The 16553-nt window shown below is 60.4% G+C and carries 12 protein-coding genes; 5 read left to right on the top strand and 7 right to left on the bottom strand.

Going from position 1 to position 16553, the window contains the following annotated elements; all coding sequences use genetic code 11:
- The first annotated feature begins 41 nt into the window (after positions 1–41).
- The 4 genes from P2T68_RS20280 to P2T68_RS20295 all read left to right on the top strand — a co-directional run bounded on the left by P2T68_RS20280 (position 42) and on the right by P2T68_RS20295 (position 5090).
- Positions 42–977, top strand: coding sequence for a LysR family transcriptional regulator (locus P2T68_RS20280; RefSeq protein ID WP_024075613.1), 936 nt, complete (start codon positions 42–44; stop codon positions 975–977).
- A gap of 171 nt (positions 978–1148) precedes the next feature.
- On the top strand, positions 1149–2600 hold the full coding sequence (gene tcuA / locus P2T68_RS20285; protein WP_277378202.1) for an FAD-dependent tricarballylate dehydrogenase TcuA: 1452 nt from the start codon (positions 1149–1151) through the stop codon (positions 2598–2600).
- Complete coding sequence (gene tcuB, locus P2T68_RS20290; protein WP_277378203.1) at positions 2587–3744, top strand: tricarballylate utilization 4Fe-4S protein TcuB; 1158 nt, start codon at positions 2587–2589, stop codon at positions 3742–3744. Before tcuA ends, tcuB begins: the two co-directional genes overlap by 14 nt.
- A gap of 47 nt (positions 3745–3791) precedes the next feature.
- Positions 3792–5090, top strand: a complete 1299-nt coding sequence (locus P2T68_RS20295; protein ID WP_041160944.1) for an MFS transporter — start codon at positions 3792–3794, stop codon at positions 5088–5090.
- Between the two features lie 96 nt (positions 5091–5186).
- On the opposite strand, the gene P2T68_RS20300 is transcribed toward P2T68_RS20295, so the two are convergent.
- The 5 genes from P2T68_RS20300 to P2T68_RS20320 all read right to left on the bottom strand — a co-directional run bounded on the left by P2T68_RS20300 (position 5187) and on the right by P2T68_RS20320 (position 12186).
- On the bottom strand, positions 5187–6860 hold the full coding sequence (locus P2T68_RS20300) for a methyl-accepting chemotaxis protein (RefSeq protein WP_024075617.1): 1674 nt from the start codon (positions 6858–6860) through the stop codon (positions 5187–5189).
- A gap of 81 nt (positions 6861–6941) precedes the next feature.
- Entirely contained in the window at positions 6942–8195 is a 1254-nt protein-coding gene (locus P2T68_RS20305) for an OprD family porin (RefSeq protein WP_024075618.1), read from the bottom strand.
- A 93-nt stretch (positions 8196–8288) separates the two neighbouring features.
- Positions 8289–9593, bottom strand: coding sequence for a citrate:proton symporter (locus tag P2T68_RS20310; RefSeq protein WP_024075619.1), 1305 nt, complete (start codon positions 9591–9593; stop codon positions 8289–8291).
- A gap of 141 nt (positions 9594–9734) precedes the next feature.
- On the bottom strand, positions 9735–11060 hold the full coding sequence (locus P2T68_RS20315) for a dicarboxylate/amino acid:cation symporter (RefSeq protein ID WP_069075946.1): 1326 nt from the start codon (positions 11058–11060) through the stop codon (positions 9735–9737).
- A gap of 43 nt (positions 11061–11103) precedes the next feature.
- The gene (locus tag P2T68_RS20320; protein ID WP_024075621.1) at positions 11104–12186 is read right to left on the bottom strand and encodes a 4-oxalomesaconate tautomerase; all 1083 of its coding nucleotides are present in this window, start codon (positions 12184–12186) and stop codon (positions 11104–11106) included.
- Positions 12187–12353: 167 nt separating this feature from the next.
- Here P2T68_RS20320 and P2T68_RS20325 point away from each other — a divergent pair, with 167 nt between their 5' ends.
- On the top strand, positions 12354–13244 hold the full coding sequence (locus P2T68_RS20325; RefSeq protein ID WP_024075622.1) for a LysR family transcriptional regulator: 891 nt from the start codon (positions 12354–12356) through the stop codon (positions 13242–13244).
- Positions 13245–13379: 135 nt separating this feature from the next.
- On the opposite strand, the gene P2T68_RS20330 is transcribed toward P2T68_RS20325, so the two are convergent.
- Positions 13380–15752: a hypothetical protein gene (locus P2T68_RS20330; protein WP_277378204.1), complete on the bottom strand. Its 2373-nt coding sequence runs from the start codon at positions 15750–15752 to the stop codon at positions 13380–13382.
- Between the two features lie 51 nt (positions 15753–15803).
- A complete protein-coding gene (locus P2T68_RS20335) occupies positions 15804–16553 on the bottom strand; it encodes an ABC transporter permease (protein WP_069075944.1) in 750 nt (249 codons plus the stop codon).

Below are 16553 nucleotides of genomic sequence, written 5' to 3' on the forward strand. Positions count from 1 at the left end.
GTCACTTGGACCGGTATCAATTTGAAATGGAGCCGTAACGCTTGGAACTAAGACAACTGCGCTATTTCGTAAAAATTGTCGAGCACGGCAGCCTGGGGCGTGCAGCCCTTGAATTGGACGTGGGGGTATCGGCGCTGAGCCAGCAAATCGCCAAACTTGAAAGCGAACTCTCGACTCGCCTGCTGAACCGCTCGACCACCGGTGTCACACCGACCCCTGCCGGAATGGCCTTCCTGCACCCTGCCCAGCTGTGCCTGCGGCAAGCAGACAATGCGATCCTGGCCGCGCACCGTGGGCGGATGAGTGGCTACGTGACCGTTGGATTACCGCCCACGACGGCCACGGTACTTGCCCTGCCATTGATCAGTGCGATGCGGGCGCGATATCCAGATATTCAATTGCACCTGATTGAGATGCTCTCCGGGCACCTGGCCACACAGCTGAATGCCCGCCAAATCGATCTGGCCGTTCTGTTTCAACTCGAAGGCGGCAAGCGCTGGAGCGTGACGCCTTTGCTTGACGAGAAACTATTTGTCATCTGCTCGCCACACCTCCCTGATGCGCCCCAAGGCCCCCGTGTGCAAATGGCCGACCTGGGGCAACTTCCCCTGGTGATGCCCAGCGCACAACACGGTTTGCGCTCAACGCTGATGGCGGCCTTTGAACGGTCGGGGTTGACGCCCAACATCATCATGGAAGTGGATGGCCTGGCCGTGTTGATGAACGCTGTACGCGCGGGTCACGCCGCGACCATCCAGCCCGGTGCCGCGGTGGCGCTCAAAGGTGAATCGGGGCTTTCGGTGGTGGAAATCGCCGATGCTCACGTGGGTCGACGAAACCTGTTGGCGACACTGCCGGATGATGAGCTGGCGCCCGCCGCACTGGCCGCGCGACGGGTCATCACCGACGTGGCGCGACAGCTGGTCATGGATCGGCAATGGCCCGGCGCCTCGTGGATCGAAGACATCACACCCTGATCTCAAGCGTCCCCCTCTTATCTTTCACGGCATGCGCTAACCCGCAAAGCCTTTACGAAAACTAAACACCCCAACCGATAACGCGCCTTTCGACCCCACGCTCGCTGCCCTAAGGTCTCGCCACTCGCGAGGAGCCCTTCGTTCATGCCTCCTCGCGATCGAGGAGTGATGATGATCGACGTATTAGTCATTGGCGGCGGCAATGCCGCCTTGTGCGCGGCGTTAATGGCCCGAGAGGCCGGCGCCAGCGTTATGTTGCTTGAAGGTGCGCCCAAGGCCTGGCGCGGCGGCAATTCGCAACACACCCGCAACCTGCGCTGCATGCACGACGCACCGCAGGATGTATTGGTCGACGCCTACCCCGAAGAGGAGTATTGGCAGGACCTGTTGAAGGTCACCGGCGGGATGACCGACGAAAAGCTCGCGCGCCTGGTCATCCGCGCCTCATCGAACTGCCGTGACTGGATGCGCGCCCATGGTGTGCATTTTCAGCCGTCGCTGTCCGGTGCGCTGCACGTCGCGCGCACCAATGCGTTTTTCATGGGTGGCGGCAAGGCCTTGGTCAATGCGTATTACCGCAGCGCCGAGCGGTTGGGCGTGACCATCCGCTACAACGCTCAAGTGACCGACATTGAATTGAAGGATGGAACCTTCGTCGCGGCCCACTTGGGTGAACGTGAAGTGGATGGGCAACGCGTGCCCGCCGAACGTATCCAGGCCAGGACCTGCGTGCTGGCGGCGGGAGGGTTCGAATCCAACCGCGAATGGCTGCGTGAAGCATGGGGGCAAAACGCGCGCGGCGAGTGGCCTTCGGACAATTTCCTGATTCGCGGCACGCGCTTCAACACCGGCGTACTGCTTCGGCGCATGCAGCAACTGGGCGCCGACTTTATCGGTGACCCCACCCAAGCGCACATGGTGGCCATCGACGCCCGCGCGCCCTTGTATGACGGTGGCATCTGCACCCGCATCGACTGCGTGTCGCTGGGCGTAGTGGTCAATCGCGACGGCGAACGTTTCTATGATGAAGGCGAGGATTTCTGGCCCAAGCGCTATGCGATCTGGGGTCGCCTGGTAGCGGGTCAACCCGGCCAACAAGCCTATTCGATCATCGACCAGCAGGCCGTCGGCCGTTTTATGCCGCCGGTATTTTCAGGGACCACCGCCCACTCTCTGGAAGCGTTGGCCCGCCAGTTAAACCTGCCCGTCGGGCCGTTCGTTAAAACCATCGAGGCCTACAACGCGGCCTGCCGCGTCGGCACGTTCGACCACACCGCCCTGGACGATTGCCACACCGAAGGGTTGACGCCCGCCAAAACCCATTGGGCTCGCCCCTTGATGAAACCGCCTTTCTGCGCCTACCCGCTCAAGCCAGGCGTGACGTTCACCTATTTAGGCCTCGCGACCGACGAAACGGCCGCCGTTCACTTCAACGGCAAGGCCAGCCCGAACCTGTTTGTCGCCGGAGAAATGATGGCAGGCAACGTATTGGGCAAGGGCTATACCGCCGGTATCGGCATGGCTATTGGTACCGCATTCGGTCGCATCGCCGGTGCGCAAGCCGCAGCCGCGGCCGGCTTCATGTCCCCTTCATTCCAGGAGCCGCACCATGCAGCTGTTTGATCCCCAGGCGCCGGGCACGCTGATTCCCGTCCTCAACCTTGATGAAAGCGAAGTCCAGCGACAAATGACCGTGTGCAATGCCTGCCGCTATTGCGAGGGCTTCTGCGCGGTCTTCCCGGCCATGACCCGACGCCTGGCGTTTTCGGCGGCGGACATCCACTACCTGGCAAACCTCTGCCACAACTGCGGCGCCTGCCTGCATGCCTGCCAGTACGCCGCCCCTCATGAATTTGCTATCAACGTGCCCAAAGCCATGGCCAAAGTCCGCCTCGACACCTACGCCGAGTACGCCTGGCCGCAGGTGATGGGCACCTTATACCGGCGCAACGGGCTGACCCTGGCGCTGTCATCCGGCGCGGGGCTAGCCCTGTTTCTCTGCCTGACGCTGATGGTGATGGGCAATCTGTTCACGCCAATGCCCGGGGGGAATTTCTACGGGATCTTCCCGCATAACACCCTGGCCCTGATGTTCGGCGCAGTGTTTGGTTTCGCGGTCCTCGCGTTGACGATCGGCGTGCGGCGCTTCTGGCGCAATGTCTCGCCGGTCGACGCCTCACCCCGGCAAACAACGTCGGCGGCGCTGGAAGCGACCGCCAATGTTGCCACGCTCAAGTACCTGGATGGCGGCCATGGCGAGGGCTGCAATAACGCCGACGATCAATTCACCTTGTGGCGGCGGCGCATGCACCACTTCACCTTCTACGGCTTCATGCTGTGCTTCGCCGCTACCGGTGTGGCCACGCTCTACCATTTCCTGCTGGGCTGGTCGGCGCCCTACCCCGTCCTGAGCATGCCGGTGATGCTCGGCATCGCCGGCGGGCTCGGGTTGCTGGTTGGCCCGGCGGGGCTCTTGTGGTTGAACCTGCGTCGCAACGCCGAACAGGGCGACGAACAGCAGAAACCCATGGACCGCGGCTTTATCGCGCTGCTGTTTCTTATCAGCGCCAGCGGCCTGGCGCTCCTGGCGTTTCGCGAAACCGTTGCCCTGGGCCTGTTGCTGGCGATCCATCTCGGCCTGGTCATGGCTTTCTTCCTGACCATGCCCTACAGCAAGTTCGCCCACGGCATCTTCCGCAGCGCCGCGCTGCTCAAATATTCCATCGAAAAACGCCAACCCAACCCGATTAACGCCGCAAGCGACTGATCGCTAACACCGTCATTCCAAAAACAAGACTGATCACCACGGTAGCCATGATGAAAACAACAACGCAAGACACCCCGTCCAAGGGTTCAAAACTGGGCGCCATCCTGCGGGTCACCAGCGGCAATTTTCTCGAACAGTTCGACTTCTTTCTGTTCGGCTTCTACGCGACCTACATTTCCCAGACGTTCTTTCCTGCCACCAGCGAGTTCGCTTCGCTGATGATGACCTTCGCCGTATTCGGTTCCGGGTTCTTGATGCGTCCACTGGGCGCTATCGTGCTCGGGGCTTACATCGACAAGGTTGGACGGCGCAAGGGCCTGATTGTGACGCTCTCGATCATGGCCGCCGGAACGGTCCTGATCGCCTTGGTACCCGGCTATGCCAGCATCGGTATCGCGGCGCCCATATTGGTGTTGTTGGGGCGGCTGTTGCAGGGCTTCTCCGCCGGCGCGGAAATGGGCGGCGTTTCAGTGTATCTGGCTGAAATCGCCACACCGGGGCGATGCGGTTTCTACACCAGTTGGCAGTCGGCCAGCCAACAGGTGGCGATCATTCTTGCGGCAGCGCTGGGTTACACCATCAACGCCTCCATGGCAGCTGCCGAGGTCGCTGCCTGGGGATGGAGGATCCCGTTCTTCATCGGTTGCGTGATTATTCCGTTCATCTTCATCATCCGCCGCTCCCTGCAGGAAACCGAGGCGTTCAAAGCGCGCCGGCATCACCCAAGTGCCAATGAAGTGTTTCGCTCCATGCGCGACAACTGGCGCACGGTGCTGGCAGGCGGTCTATTGGCGTCCATGACGACCACCACGTTCTACCTGATTACGGTCTACACCCCCACCTATGGCCGCTCCGTACTCAACCTGAGCACCACCGACAGCCTGGTCGTCACGCTCTTCGTCGGCCTGAGCAACTTCATCTGGTTGCCCATCGGCGGCACACTCTCGGACCGCATCGGCCGTCGCCCCCTATTGTTGGCGATTTCCCTGCTGTGCATATTCACCGCGTATCCGGCCATGCACTGGCTGGCCGCAGCGGCAAGTTTCGAACGGCTGCTCTGCGTACTGCTGTACTTCTCTTTCTTCTTCGGTATTTACAACGGCGCGATGGTCGCTGCGCTGACAGAGGTGATGCCGCAAAACGTACGGGTTGTGGGGTTTTCCCTGGCCTTCAGTTTGGCGACGGCTGTATTTGGAGGGTTTACGCCTGCCGTGTCGACCATGCTCGTGCAGGCGACAGGCGATAAGGCATCGCCGGCCTACTGGCTGATGTTTGCTGCGCTGTGCGGGTTCACCGCGACGACAATCCTGTATCGCAAACAACGCACAGTGGCCGTCAACGCGTGATGAAGGAGCGTTTTCGTTTACCCGGATAGCGCATGAAAGCAATCATCGCCTTGGCCTGCATTGACGCGCGCTGCGTGTCAACGCAGGCCCAGGCCATCAAATTTTGAACTGCCCCAGCAAACCTTGCATACGACTGCCGATGGTATACAACTCATCGACCGTCTTGACCCCCAGTTGAGTCTGGTTGGCCACCGAATCAATGGCTCGCGCGATCTGATGGACCCCACGGTTGATCTCCTCAGCCACCGAGGTCTGCTCCTCGGCGGCACTGGCGATCTGTGCGTTCATCGCATTGATCGTCGCAATCAGCTCGACAGCATTGCCCAGGAACTCACCCGCCTGATCAGCCTGCGCACTCGCGCCTTGCGCGGCTTCGGTCGATTGGTGCATCGCCTTGACCACACCGCCGGTTGCGCTATTGAGACGCTCAACCATCACCTGGATTTCCTGGGTGCTGCGTTGAGTACGACTGGCCAACGCGCGCACTTCGTCAGCAACCACCGCAAAACCGCGCCCCGCCTCACCGGCACGGGCCGCTTCAATGGCCGCATTCAGCGCAAGAAGGTTGGTCTGCTCGGCGATCGAGCGAATAACATCCAGCACAGTGACGATCGACGTCACATCGTTTTGCAGACTCGCCATGGAGACCCCACTCTCATCCAGCTCCCCCCTGAGTGCCTGCATCCGAGTAATGCTGCCATTGACGATTTGCCGCGCGTGCTGGGACTGCTTGTCGGTCTCGACGGCAGCTTCTGCAGCATTTTGCGCGCTGAGCGACACTTCCTGCGCCGCCGATGACATCTGGTTTATCGCCGCCGCCACCTGGTCGGTTTCCTGGCGCTGCTGGTCCATGGCCCGATCAATCTGCCTGCTCTGCTCGGCCACACGACTGACCGACCCCGTCAACTGTTCGCTCATGGCGACGATCTGGCTGACGAGGCTGTGGATTTTTTCGATAAAGGCATTGAACGAACCGGCCAGTTGCCCCAGTTCGTCTCGACTGACCTGCGGTAGCCGCCGCGTCAGGTCCCCCTCCCCCGCGGCGATTTCGTCAAGGTGCGCCCGAATCAAGGTCAAGGGGCCTAGACTGCGTTTGACCAGCACGAGCGCCAGCGCCCCGATAATGCCAATCAGCGCGACGGCGATAAGCACAATGCTGTACATCAGGTTGCTGATGCGCTGGTCAACGGCGGCGCGCACCTTGGCCACCTGAACTTCAATACTGTCCAGGTTGATCGCGGTGACGACGACCATGTCCCACTTGGGCAAATAAAAACTGTAAGCGAGCTTGGGCACGACTTTATCGGTGTTGACGACCCCACCTGAATACGTGACGAAGTGGGTGTCGTTTTTTCCCGCTTCGACCATTTCACGGTTCAAGAACTTCCCGTTGATGTCTTTGCGATCACTCATATTGGTGCCGACGCCTTCGCTGCTGTCACCGCGAAACAGGCGCACAACCTGACTGTCGTAGCCGATGAAATAACCGTCGTCGCCATACTTCACTTTGGACAAGCGGCTGATTGCCAAGGCGCGGCTGGCGAGGTCCCCGGTCGCGGCCCGATCATAGAGTTCGGCGATGGAAGTACGAGCGATGCTCGCGTAGTCCGTGAGTCGAGTGCGGCTTTCCTCGAGCAGCCGCTCGCGAGTCTGTGCGACTTCCTGCTCGGCCTGGGACTGCAACGTGCCACGGGCGCTCAAACCTAAAACAAGCGCAAACAACATCACCGGTAATAAGGTCAGCAGCAGTATTTTAGTTTTGAACGACATCATTTATTTCCTTCGTCTTATCCGATGAAGCCGCCAATAAAAACGCGGCCTGCGAACGTCGCAGAGCCGCGATCGGCGATTTCACCAGAGTGCGATGTCGTAGGTAAAGTAAATACGGTTGCTGTCCCGGCCACGGGAGTAGTCGGCACGGTACACGTAGTTACGCAACCGCACGCCCAACCCCTTGAAGGTGCCTTGTTGCACCACGTAGGCCACTTCGGCGTCCCGCTCCCATTCCTTGACCTTGGTCGAGGACTTGCCGTCGTTACCGCTCAAGTAGCGGGTGGAGAACGTCAGGCCCGGCACGCCGAGGGCGGCAAAGTTATAGCCGTAGCTCAGCATCCAGGTCTTTTCATCTTCCTCGATGAACTTGCCTATCCCGGCATTGCTGAACGAATAAACGGTGGCGCCACTGATATAGGGCAAACCGGCGTCGCCCCTGAGGGCCTGGTACCCGCCGCCGAAGGTGTGACCTGAAATGGCGTAAGACAGTTGGCCGCTGAACATGTCGTTGTCGATCTTGCCCGCGTAGGCAGAACCGCTATCGACACTGTTGAAGTAGCGCAGGTCGCTGGTCAGCACGCCGCCGCCCAACGGCAGATCGTGCTGGATACCGGCGAAGTTCTGGCGGTAGAAATTCTCCAATTCGCCGTAGAAGTAACTCAACCGGATGTTTTTCCCCAGTTTGTATTCGGCACCGGCGTAGCTGAAGTCGCCGGATTTATCGCCACTGTAGCCATCGGGCACGATCGGCATGCTGTTGCTGGAGTCACGCAACTTGAAGCGATCCAGGCGGCCCCCGGTGAGGCTCAGATTCTGGATGTCGAGGCTGCTGATCTGCGCGCCCTGGTAGGTTTGCGGTATCAGGCGTGCATCGTTGTAGATCAGTACCGGTGTCTTGGGTAACAAGGTGCCGTATTTGACGGTGGTCTTGGCCAGTTGGGCTTTGGCCGTCACACCCAGGCTTGCAAATTCGTCAGCCGCACGCCCGTCGTCATGGACGGGCAACAACCCGGTACCGCTGCGACCACGGCCGGAGTCGAGCTTGACCCCGAGCAGGCCAAGGGCATCGACCCCGAACCCGAGGGTGCCTGGGGTGTATCCCGATTGGTAGTCCAACAGAAACCCCTGGGCCCATTCAGTCCGCTCGCTCTTCGCCGTCCTCGCGGCTCGGGCACTCATGCCATGCTCGTCACGGAAGTTTTCATTGAAATAGACGTTGCGTAATTGCAGCTTGAGTTTGCTGTCGTCGATAAATCCTTCTGCACTGGCAGTGGCCAGCGGCAACAAACCAATAACTGAAAACAGCGCGCGTCGGGAATGCAAAGTGCTCATGGCAAACTACTCATTGTTGTTATTTGAAGTGCAGGAAGTCGCGCGCCTCGCGGGTGAGGCGCGTCAGAAGAAGAACCCAGTGACCTGGTTGAATCAGGTGAAGAGGCTGATCGCTCCGGTCAACAGCGCCAGCGCCGTGATGACCAAGGAGGTGAGGACAGCCCATTTGACGGTGGCTTTCTGGAAGTCGCCGATATCGCGATCGACCATGCCGACCAACAACAAGGTTGAAGCGACCAACGGGCTCATCAGGTGGACCGGTTGACCCAGAATCGACGCGCGGGCGATCTCCACCGGATCGATGCCATAGGCGGCAGCAGCGTTAGCCAGGATCGGCACGACCCCGAAGTAATAAGCATCGTTGGACAGCACGAATGTCAGCGGCATGCTGGTAACTGCCACCACCAGCGGAAACAGATGCCCCCAGGAGGGTGGGATCCAGTCAACCAGGGTTTGCGCAAGGGCATCGACCATTTTGGTACCGGAGAAAATCCCGGCGAAAATACCCGCGGCGAACACCAGCAGCACGACGGTCATGGCGTTGCCCGAATGGGCCAGGATGCGTTCCTTCTGAATGTCCAGTTGCGGATAGTTGATCATCAATGCCAGCACGAACCCGATCAGGAACAGGATCGCCGAATGCATGATCCCCATGACCAGGGCAACCATCACCGCGATCACCAGCAACAGGTTGATGTAGGCCAGTTTCGGGCGTTTGTACGGCGTGTCCTCGAGGATCGCTTCGATGTAGCAGTTACCGCCGCCGCTTTGCAATTGCACGTTACCGATGCGCTTGCGCTCGGCACGCCCCAGCAGGAATGCGGTGAACACCACCCACATCGCGCCGCCAATCATGGTCGGCAGCAAGGGCACGAAGTAAGCACCGGCGTCCAGGCCCAACGCTGCGATCGCTCGGGTGGCGGGGCCTCCCCAAGGGGTCATGCCGCTCATGATGCTCAGGGAAAGCATGGCAATGGTGGCCAGAATCATCGGGTTCATGCCGATACGTTTATACAGCGGCAGCATGGCCGCACAGGTAATCATGTAGGTGGTAGTGCCGTCGCCGTCCAATGCCACCACCAGCGAGAGCAACGCGGTGCCGACAGCGATTTTCATCGGGTCGCCGTTGACGCGCTTGAGGATCTTGCGAATCAGCGGGTCAAACAAACCGGCGTCAATCATCAAGCCGAAAAACAGGATCGCGAACAGCAACAGCGCCGCTGAAGGCGCGACCATTTTCAAGCCATCGAGCATCATCTTGCCGGTTGTGCCACCGAACCCACCGATGACGGCGAACACGATAGGCACCACCGTCAGGGCGACAATCGGCGACAAGCGTTTGGTCATTATCAGGAAGGTGAAGACCACCACCATGGCCAAGCCAAGCAATGCGAGCATAGGTAAGTTCTCTTGTTCTTATGAGTAGCGTGGCCGACGCACAGGCGCGCGACCCCGTTCCCGCCAGATGGCACGACCAACGGTGCCTGGCGGGGGGTATTCATTGATTTAATTGGGGGGGCAGGCCTGAGCCGTGACCGGTCAGACGTGTTTGGTGACCTTCACATCATCCCAGTGTGGCGTCAGGACCGGGGGCACGTCAGGCGAAGGCTTGCCTTCCAAGGTCCGCATCAAGACTTCGCGGTCACAGGCATTCTCCGAGAGCGATATCACCACGGTCGCCACCGCGTTGCTGGCCAGGCTGGTCAACGCCCGGGCTTCCGACATGAAGCGGTCGATACCGATCAGCAAGGCAAGGCCGGCCAAGGGAATGTCATGGATCACCGTCAGGGTCGACGCCAGTGCGACAAAACCCGAGCCGGTGACACCCGCCGCGCCCTTCGAGGACAACAGCATGATTGCCAGCATGGTCACGATCTGTGTCAGGCTCAGGTCGATGTTGCAGGCCTGGGCAATGAACACGGCGGCCAGCGAGAGGTAGATCGCCGTGCCGTCGAGGTTGAACGAGTAGCCCGTGGGCAACACCAGCCCCACCACGCTTTTCTTGCAACCCAGGGCCTGGAGCTTTTCCAGCATCCGCGGCATCACCGGCTCGGTAGAAGACGTCCCGAGCACCACCAGGAACTCTTCGCGCAAGTAGCGCAGCAACTTCCAAAGGCTGAAGCCATGGGCGCGGCAGATACTGCCCAGCACCACAAAGACAAAGAACGCACAGGCGATATACAACGTCATGATCAGCTTGGCCAACGAGCCCAGCGAGGTGATGCCGTACTGCCCTACCGTGAACGCCAGGGCACCAAAGGCGCCGATGGGAGCGAAGCGCATCAGGTAGGAGAAGATCTTGAACACCATGTGTGAAGCCGATTCCAGTACATCCAATACCGGCTTGCCACGCTCGCCAATCGACGAAAGCGCAAAACCGCACAGCACCGCAATGAACAGCACCGGCAGCACTTCACCCTTGTTGAAAGCGCCGATGAACGTCTCCGGGATGATGTGCATGAAAAACTCGACCACGCCCAGCTTCGCCGCGGACTCGGTGTACTGCGACAGCCCCTTGGTACTTAATTGCGCAGGGTCGATGTTCATGCCCACGCCGGGCTTGAACAGGTAGACCGACACCAGGCCGATGATCAGGCTGATCACGGTCAGGCCCAGGAACAGCAGCAGGGTCTTGCTCAACAAACGCCCGAGGGAGCGTTTGTCGCTCATGCCGGCGATACCGGTGACGATCGTGCAGAACACCACTGGCGCGATCATCATCTTGATCAGCTTGATAAAGGCATCACCCAGCGGCTTCAAGGCAACAGCCTGTTGCGACCAAAAATGCCCGACCAGCACGCCCAACACAACGGCGAAGAGAATCTGGACGTAGAGCGATTTTACAAACTTCATGGCATCACCCATTTTTAGAATTGTTCTGATGCAGAAACGGTACGACTAGGGGGAGTTACCCGGCGAGTCGTCGGGAAGCCGCAGCGTATACATAACCGGAGAACAGCCTGCGCGACGTACGCACGACCGAGGCACGAATTGTCTCACCCTGAGCACCGGTGTAGGACAAAACAACGTCTATTCCACCACTTGGATGTTCAATCCGCACGTGTTTCAAGCGCGGCTCACTCACCCCGCCCAGCAATTGCGCAATCACACTGCCGTCGGTCACACATGCGGTCGCCAGGCCAATGGAGCCTGTAATCGCCAGTGCGCGGTGGCAATTATGCGGCATGAAATAACGCACCTGAATGGTTCCGCCCGCCTTGGCCGTAGACACCAGGACAGGCTTGGGAATCACTTTGTCACTCACATCGCCAAGGCCCATTGCCAGGCCGGCCTGCAGTCGCAGGGACTCCAGACGCCCCAGGAACGCCTTGTCGGCATCCAGTTCAGCCGGGCTTTCATCACCGCGCTTACCCAATTGGCCCGCCTCGATGATCATCATTGGCATGGCCATGTCGATGCACGTCATCGGGATGCCGTCAATCACGTCCTGTGTCTGCCCCGTCGGGAAAAGCTTGCCGGTTTTGCTGCCCGCGGCATCGAGGAAGGTCAGTTGCACCGGAGCGGCAGTCCCCGGTACGCCGTCAATGGCGGTGTCGCCCTCATAGCTGACGGTTCCTTCGGGGGTGTAGACCTCGGCGTTCACGAACGTCCCGGTGTTGAGGTTGCGAATACGCACGAGCGTGCGGCCTTTAGAGGCCTTGACCAGCCCTTGCTCAACGGCAAACGGGCCTACGGCGCACAGCATATTGCCGCAATTGGGCGCTGTATCGACTCGACGCTGGGACACCATAACCTGAACGAACAAATAGTCGACATCGGCATCCGGGTGCAGGGATGGGCTGACGATCGCGACCTTGCTTGTCTGGGGGCTGCCACCGCCGATCCCGTCAATCTCCAGCTCGTGGCCAGAGCCCATCAGGTTGAGCAACAGCTCATCACGCTGCTCGATCGAATCAGGGAGGTCCCAGGCGAGAAATACCGGCCCCTTGGACGTACCACCGCGCATAAGCACACAAGGAATTCGTTGCATGAAAACTAACTCTTATTGATCAATCGGGGTGATTAATGCTCTTGAAGCAAGAGTCGCAGGCTTTGAAAAATGTTTCCAATGCAAAAATCGGCCGGATTATTGCGTTTGGCGAATGATAAAATTAGGATGAGCGAGCGCCGCCGCCCCCTCTGGTTGAGGTATAAAAAATGCAATATGAGCTAAACGACATCCGATCTTTCGTGAAAATCGCAGAACTCGGCAGCTTCCACGAAGCGGCTGAAGCCTTGCACCTGTCCCAGCCCGCGCTGAGCAGACGCATGAAAAAACTTGAGGAAGGCTTGGGTACAGCCCTACTCGACCGCACCACAAGAAGAGTGAGCCTCACCAGCGTGGGGCGGGACTTTCTACCCAAGGCTCGCCGCCTGCTGGACGACTTCGACGACTCCATACTCAATATCCGCGAGTTGGCCGAACGCCAAAGCGGGCGCGTGACCCTGGCCTGTATCCCCACCGCAGCCTTTTATTTCCTGCCTTCGGTCATACGCCTCTACAACGAGCGCTATCCACAGATCCGGATCCGCCTGCTTGATCTGAGCGCGAACGAAGGGCTGGAGGCGGTACTGCGCGGCGAAGCCGACTTCGGCATCAACATGATGAGCGGCCAGCACCCCGACATAGAGTTCGTCCCCTTGGTCGACGAGCCTTTTGTCTTAGCGTGTCGACGCGATCATGAATTGGCCGAACGCAGTGCGGTGACCTGGTCGGAACTCAGCAATTATCGTCTGATCGGTGTCGGACGCCTGAGCGGCAACCGGATGTTGCTCGATCATGCCTTGTCGGGGTTGAGTTGGCGCCCGCAGTGGTTCTATGAGGTGCAGCATCTTTCGACGTCCCTAGGCCTGGTGGAAGCGGGCCTCGGGGTATCAGCCGTCCCCAGCCTGGCGATGCCGGCCGTGGATCACCCAACGTTGGTCAGCATCCCGTTGGTAGAGCCCGTGGTGAACCGCTCACTGGGGCTGGTTTACCGACGCGGCGCTTCGTTATCTCCAGCCGCAGAGAAGTTTGTTTCGATTCTGCTTGAACAATGGGAGAAGTGAGTTCGTCCCGTTTACCCTTCACTGGGCATGGCCCTCATGAGAGGGCGCTCGGTCCGCGAATGCCGGCCAACTGACGTAGCGGACTTCCCTGTCCAGTCATCAAACGTGCTGACGTACGGTCTGAACGCGACGGCCTCAAGTCAGTGTCAGGAACAGCGCCGAGGTCCAGACCCGGGACTGATCGCGCTGGCGCGCACAGATGAACAACGGATGCTCACGGCCCGCTTGCAGGTTGAGTCGGGCCAGCTCGATCGTGCCTTGCAGCTCGCGCGGCAGCGGCGCAGCGGTGGTTCGTTCAAGTGAGACTTTCAATTCGGCGCCCGGCAACTCTTCGATCACCTGGGACTGCGCCAGCAGTTCTTCGCCGGACAGCTCCATCAGCACCGTCGGCGCATGCACGTAGGGTTGCGGTTCAGACGGATCGCCGACCTTGATGTAGTTGTCGATGCGGCTACGCACCTGCAACCTCGCGCCGACCAACTGCGACAGGTCGATTTCGATACTGTCGGTGTCGCCGTTGGTGTCGGTGCGAAAGGCCAGGGTCGTGGCGTCCTTGCGCCACACGGTTTGCTCCGGATGATCCAGGCCCAAGGCGCGAAAGCCGTTGATCACCGCCCCGGTTACCCGAACCTCGCCGGTCCAATAGGCACCGCGATAACGATCCTTGATCCGCGCGCCGCCCAGGCGCAGGCGAATACGTTGGGTGGAAAAGCCCAGCTCCTGATGCAGGTTGCGCGACCAGATCCGTTGATCGCCATCGAACAAATCCACCTGCTCCCAGCCCGCCTCGCCCAGCAATCGATAGTCCAACGTTGCGTTCGAATCCGCCGTGAACACCTCGCCCATGAAGTGCCGGCCCTGACGCAGGCTGGCAAACGAACGCTCGCCGGTGGTGGCAAACGTGCGCCGGGCACGCAGCGCCTTGCCGACACTCGCGCGGTCGAAGCCGTCGGCGACTACGCCGGTCAGCCCGCCGCGCGAACCGAACACCGCCGTGGCCGGTACACCGCCGCCGCAACGGCCCTGATGCTCATCACTGTTCGCCGCGGCGCCGACCCGATAGCCGCGCTGCAGGGCTTCGGAGTAGACCCAATGGAACTGGCCCCAGGCCGAGCCGACTTCGATCAAGCGCTCCAGCTCCGGGTGGTGCCAGTCGAGGTTGCAGCGGCGCCCGCCGACATGGGGCATCATCAGGTGACCTTCCGGGTCTTTCGCATAGGCCGCGTATAACTCATCCACCGGCCAGGCGCCCGGCTTGATGGTACCGGCAGTGAACTCGTTCCATTCAAAGGAGCGCACCAACCGCCCTTGGTTGTCGAACGGAAACTCGGACTTGCGATCATGCAGGAATACGACATTGCGGTCGCCGCCCGCACAGGAGTTGCCGCACCACTCGGTGCCGGGGTAGCAGACGAAACGGCCGGGCTCGTTGAGTTCATGAATCAGCTTCACCGCCTGATCCCAGCGTTGCTCGGTGATATTGAAGTCGTTGGCGGTATAGCCGAGTACATCGAGGCCGGCGACATCGCGACCGTAGCTGAGGTTATACAGCGTGTCGTTGGTGCCCACAGTGTCATCGGAGTGCACATGCAGGTCGGCGTACAGCGGACGCAATGCGCTGCCGGCCGGGTCGACGCTGACGAAAGCCTGGGCGCCGCGCACGCCAGGCGTTTCCAGCTCGGCGGACAATCGCCACTCGCCCACCGCCCCGAGGTCAAACCCCTCGAGCCGCGCCGTCGCCCACCCTTCATTGGCCAGGGTAAACGCTTGTTGGCGCTCGCCGCCTTCAGGGTCGAGCAGGGTCAGCACACCCTTGAGCGGCAGGTTGCGGCACGTGTTGCCCCAGGCATCATCGACCCGCAGCAGCACGTCGAACGCCTCGCCAGCGCTGACCAGCCGCGGCACGATCAACTGCACGCTCTGCGCTGGCCCCGGCACGATGTTCAGCAACGGATCGCCTGGCACCTCGGCAAACTTCGAGCTGCCCAACGGGTCGATAAACAGCCGGAAACGGAAGTCTTTCTCGACGAAACTCTGCACCCGCGTGCCCGCCCCGCCCTGGCGACGGTCGCCCAGGCGAATGGTGATTTTGTCACCGGGGTTCAGGTAGCCGTCGATGATGTCGATGATGATCGCTTTCTGGAACGGCCGCTCATGCCCCTTCTGGTCGAAGCGCACTTTCAAATGCTGCACCGTGGCCTGGCTCTGGCCGGGGACCAACTCGCCCGCCTGATACTCGGCGCTGACGTAGTTGGGCCCGGCCGGATTCGAGGTCTGGAACAGCGCCCAGTCGGAGTAGAACTTGAAGGCCAGTTTCAACCACGCGCCGTCGGCCAGGCCGCTGCCTCCCACCTCGTAGACCAGGGTGATTTCATCCCATTGGCCAGCGACCAGCGTGTCGCGATCACAGTGGATGCTGCCCAGGAACGGGCGTTTCTTGTTGCGTTCGTAGAGGCCTTGCGGGGCAATGTAGTGCCCGGCTTCGCGGGGATCGAAAACGTTACTCACATGACACCTCGTGCAGTGGTCCACTGAAGGTTTGAAGACACATGGCGATGCTCACTGCACACGCCATTTCTGGTAGTGACGCTCGATGCGCCGGAACACAAAACTCTCCATCAGCCAGGCAATCAGGCCGATCAGCACGATGCCCAGCAGCACCTGGCTGCTGTTGCCGATCTGCCCGCCCGTAGAGACCATCCAGCCAATGCCTTGGGAAGCGCCGATCATTTCCGCCGCAACCAATGCCCGCCACCCCTGGCTGAAGCCGATGCGCAAGGCTGCGGTCACGAACGGCAATGAAGCAGGTAGATAAACGTGGGCCAGCAGTTGCCCGGCATTGGCGCCCAAGGTGCGTGCGGCGCGGACTTCGCCACCGCGAATGCTCTGTACGCCCTCTTGGATCGTGACCGCCATGGGGAACACCGCTGCGATGAAAATCACCAGCACAATCGAGACATAGCCCAGGCCGAAAATGATCATGATCAGCGGCGCCCAGGCGATGGGTGGGATCGCCATGAACAGGCTGTTGAGCGGCGAGATGAAATCGCGAAAGCGCGAAGACAGGCCACCGGCGGTGCCCAACCCAATCGCCACGAGCACTGCGGCGCAGAAGCCGCCGACTTCTTCCAGGACACTCGCCCTGAGGTGCTGCCACAGCGAAGCGTCGCTGAGCCAGCGCACGGCTTCGCGCGCCACATCCCAGGGCTGCGGCAGGATGTAGGTGGGAAAGCGGCTGGCCAGGGCCATCCAGATCAACAGCAGGAATGGCAGCGAAGCCCATCCCCAATTCGGTTTTGGCAAGGACAT

The sequence above is a fragment of the Pseudomonas sp. G11 genome, assembly GCF_029457515.1.
Classification (GTDB): domain Bacteria; phylum Pseudomonadota; class Gammaproteobacteria; order Pseudomonadales; family Pseudomonadaceae; genus Aquipseudomonas; species Aquipseudomonas gorinensis.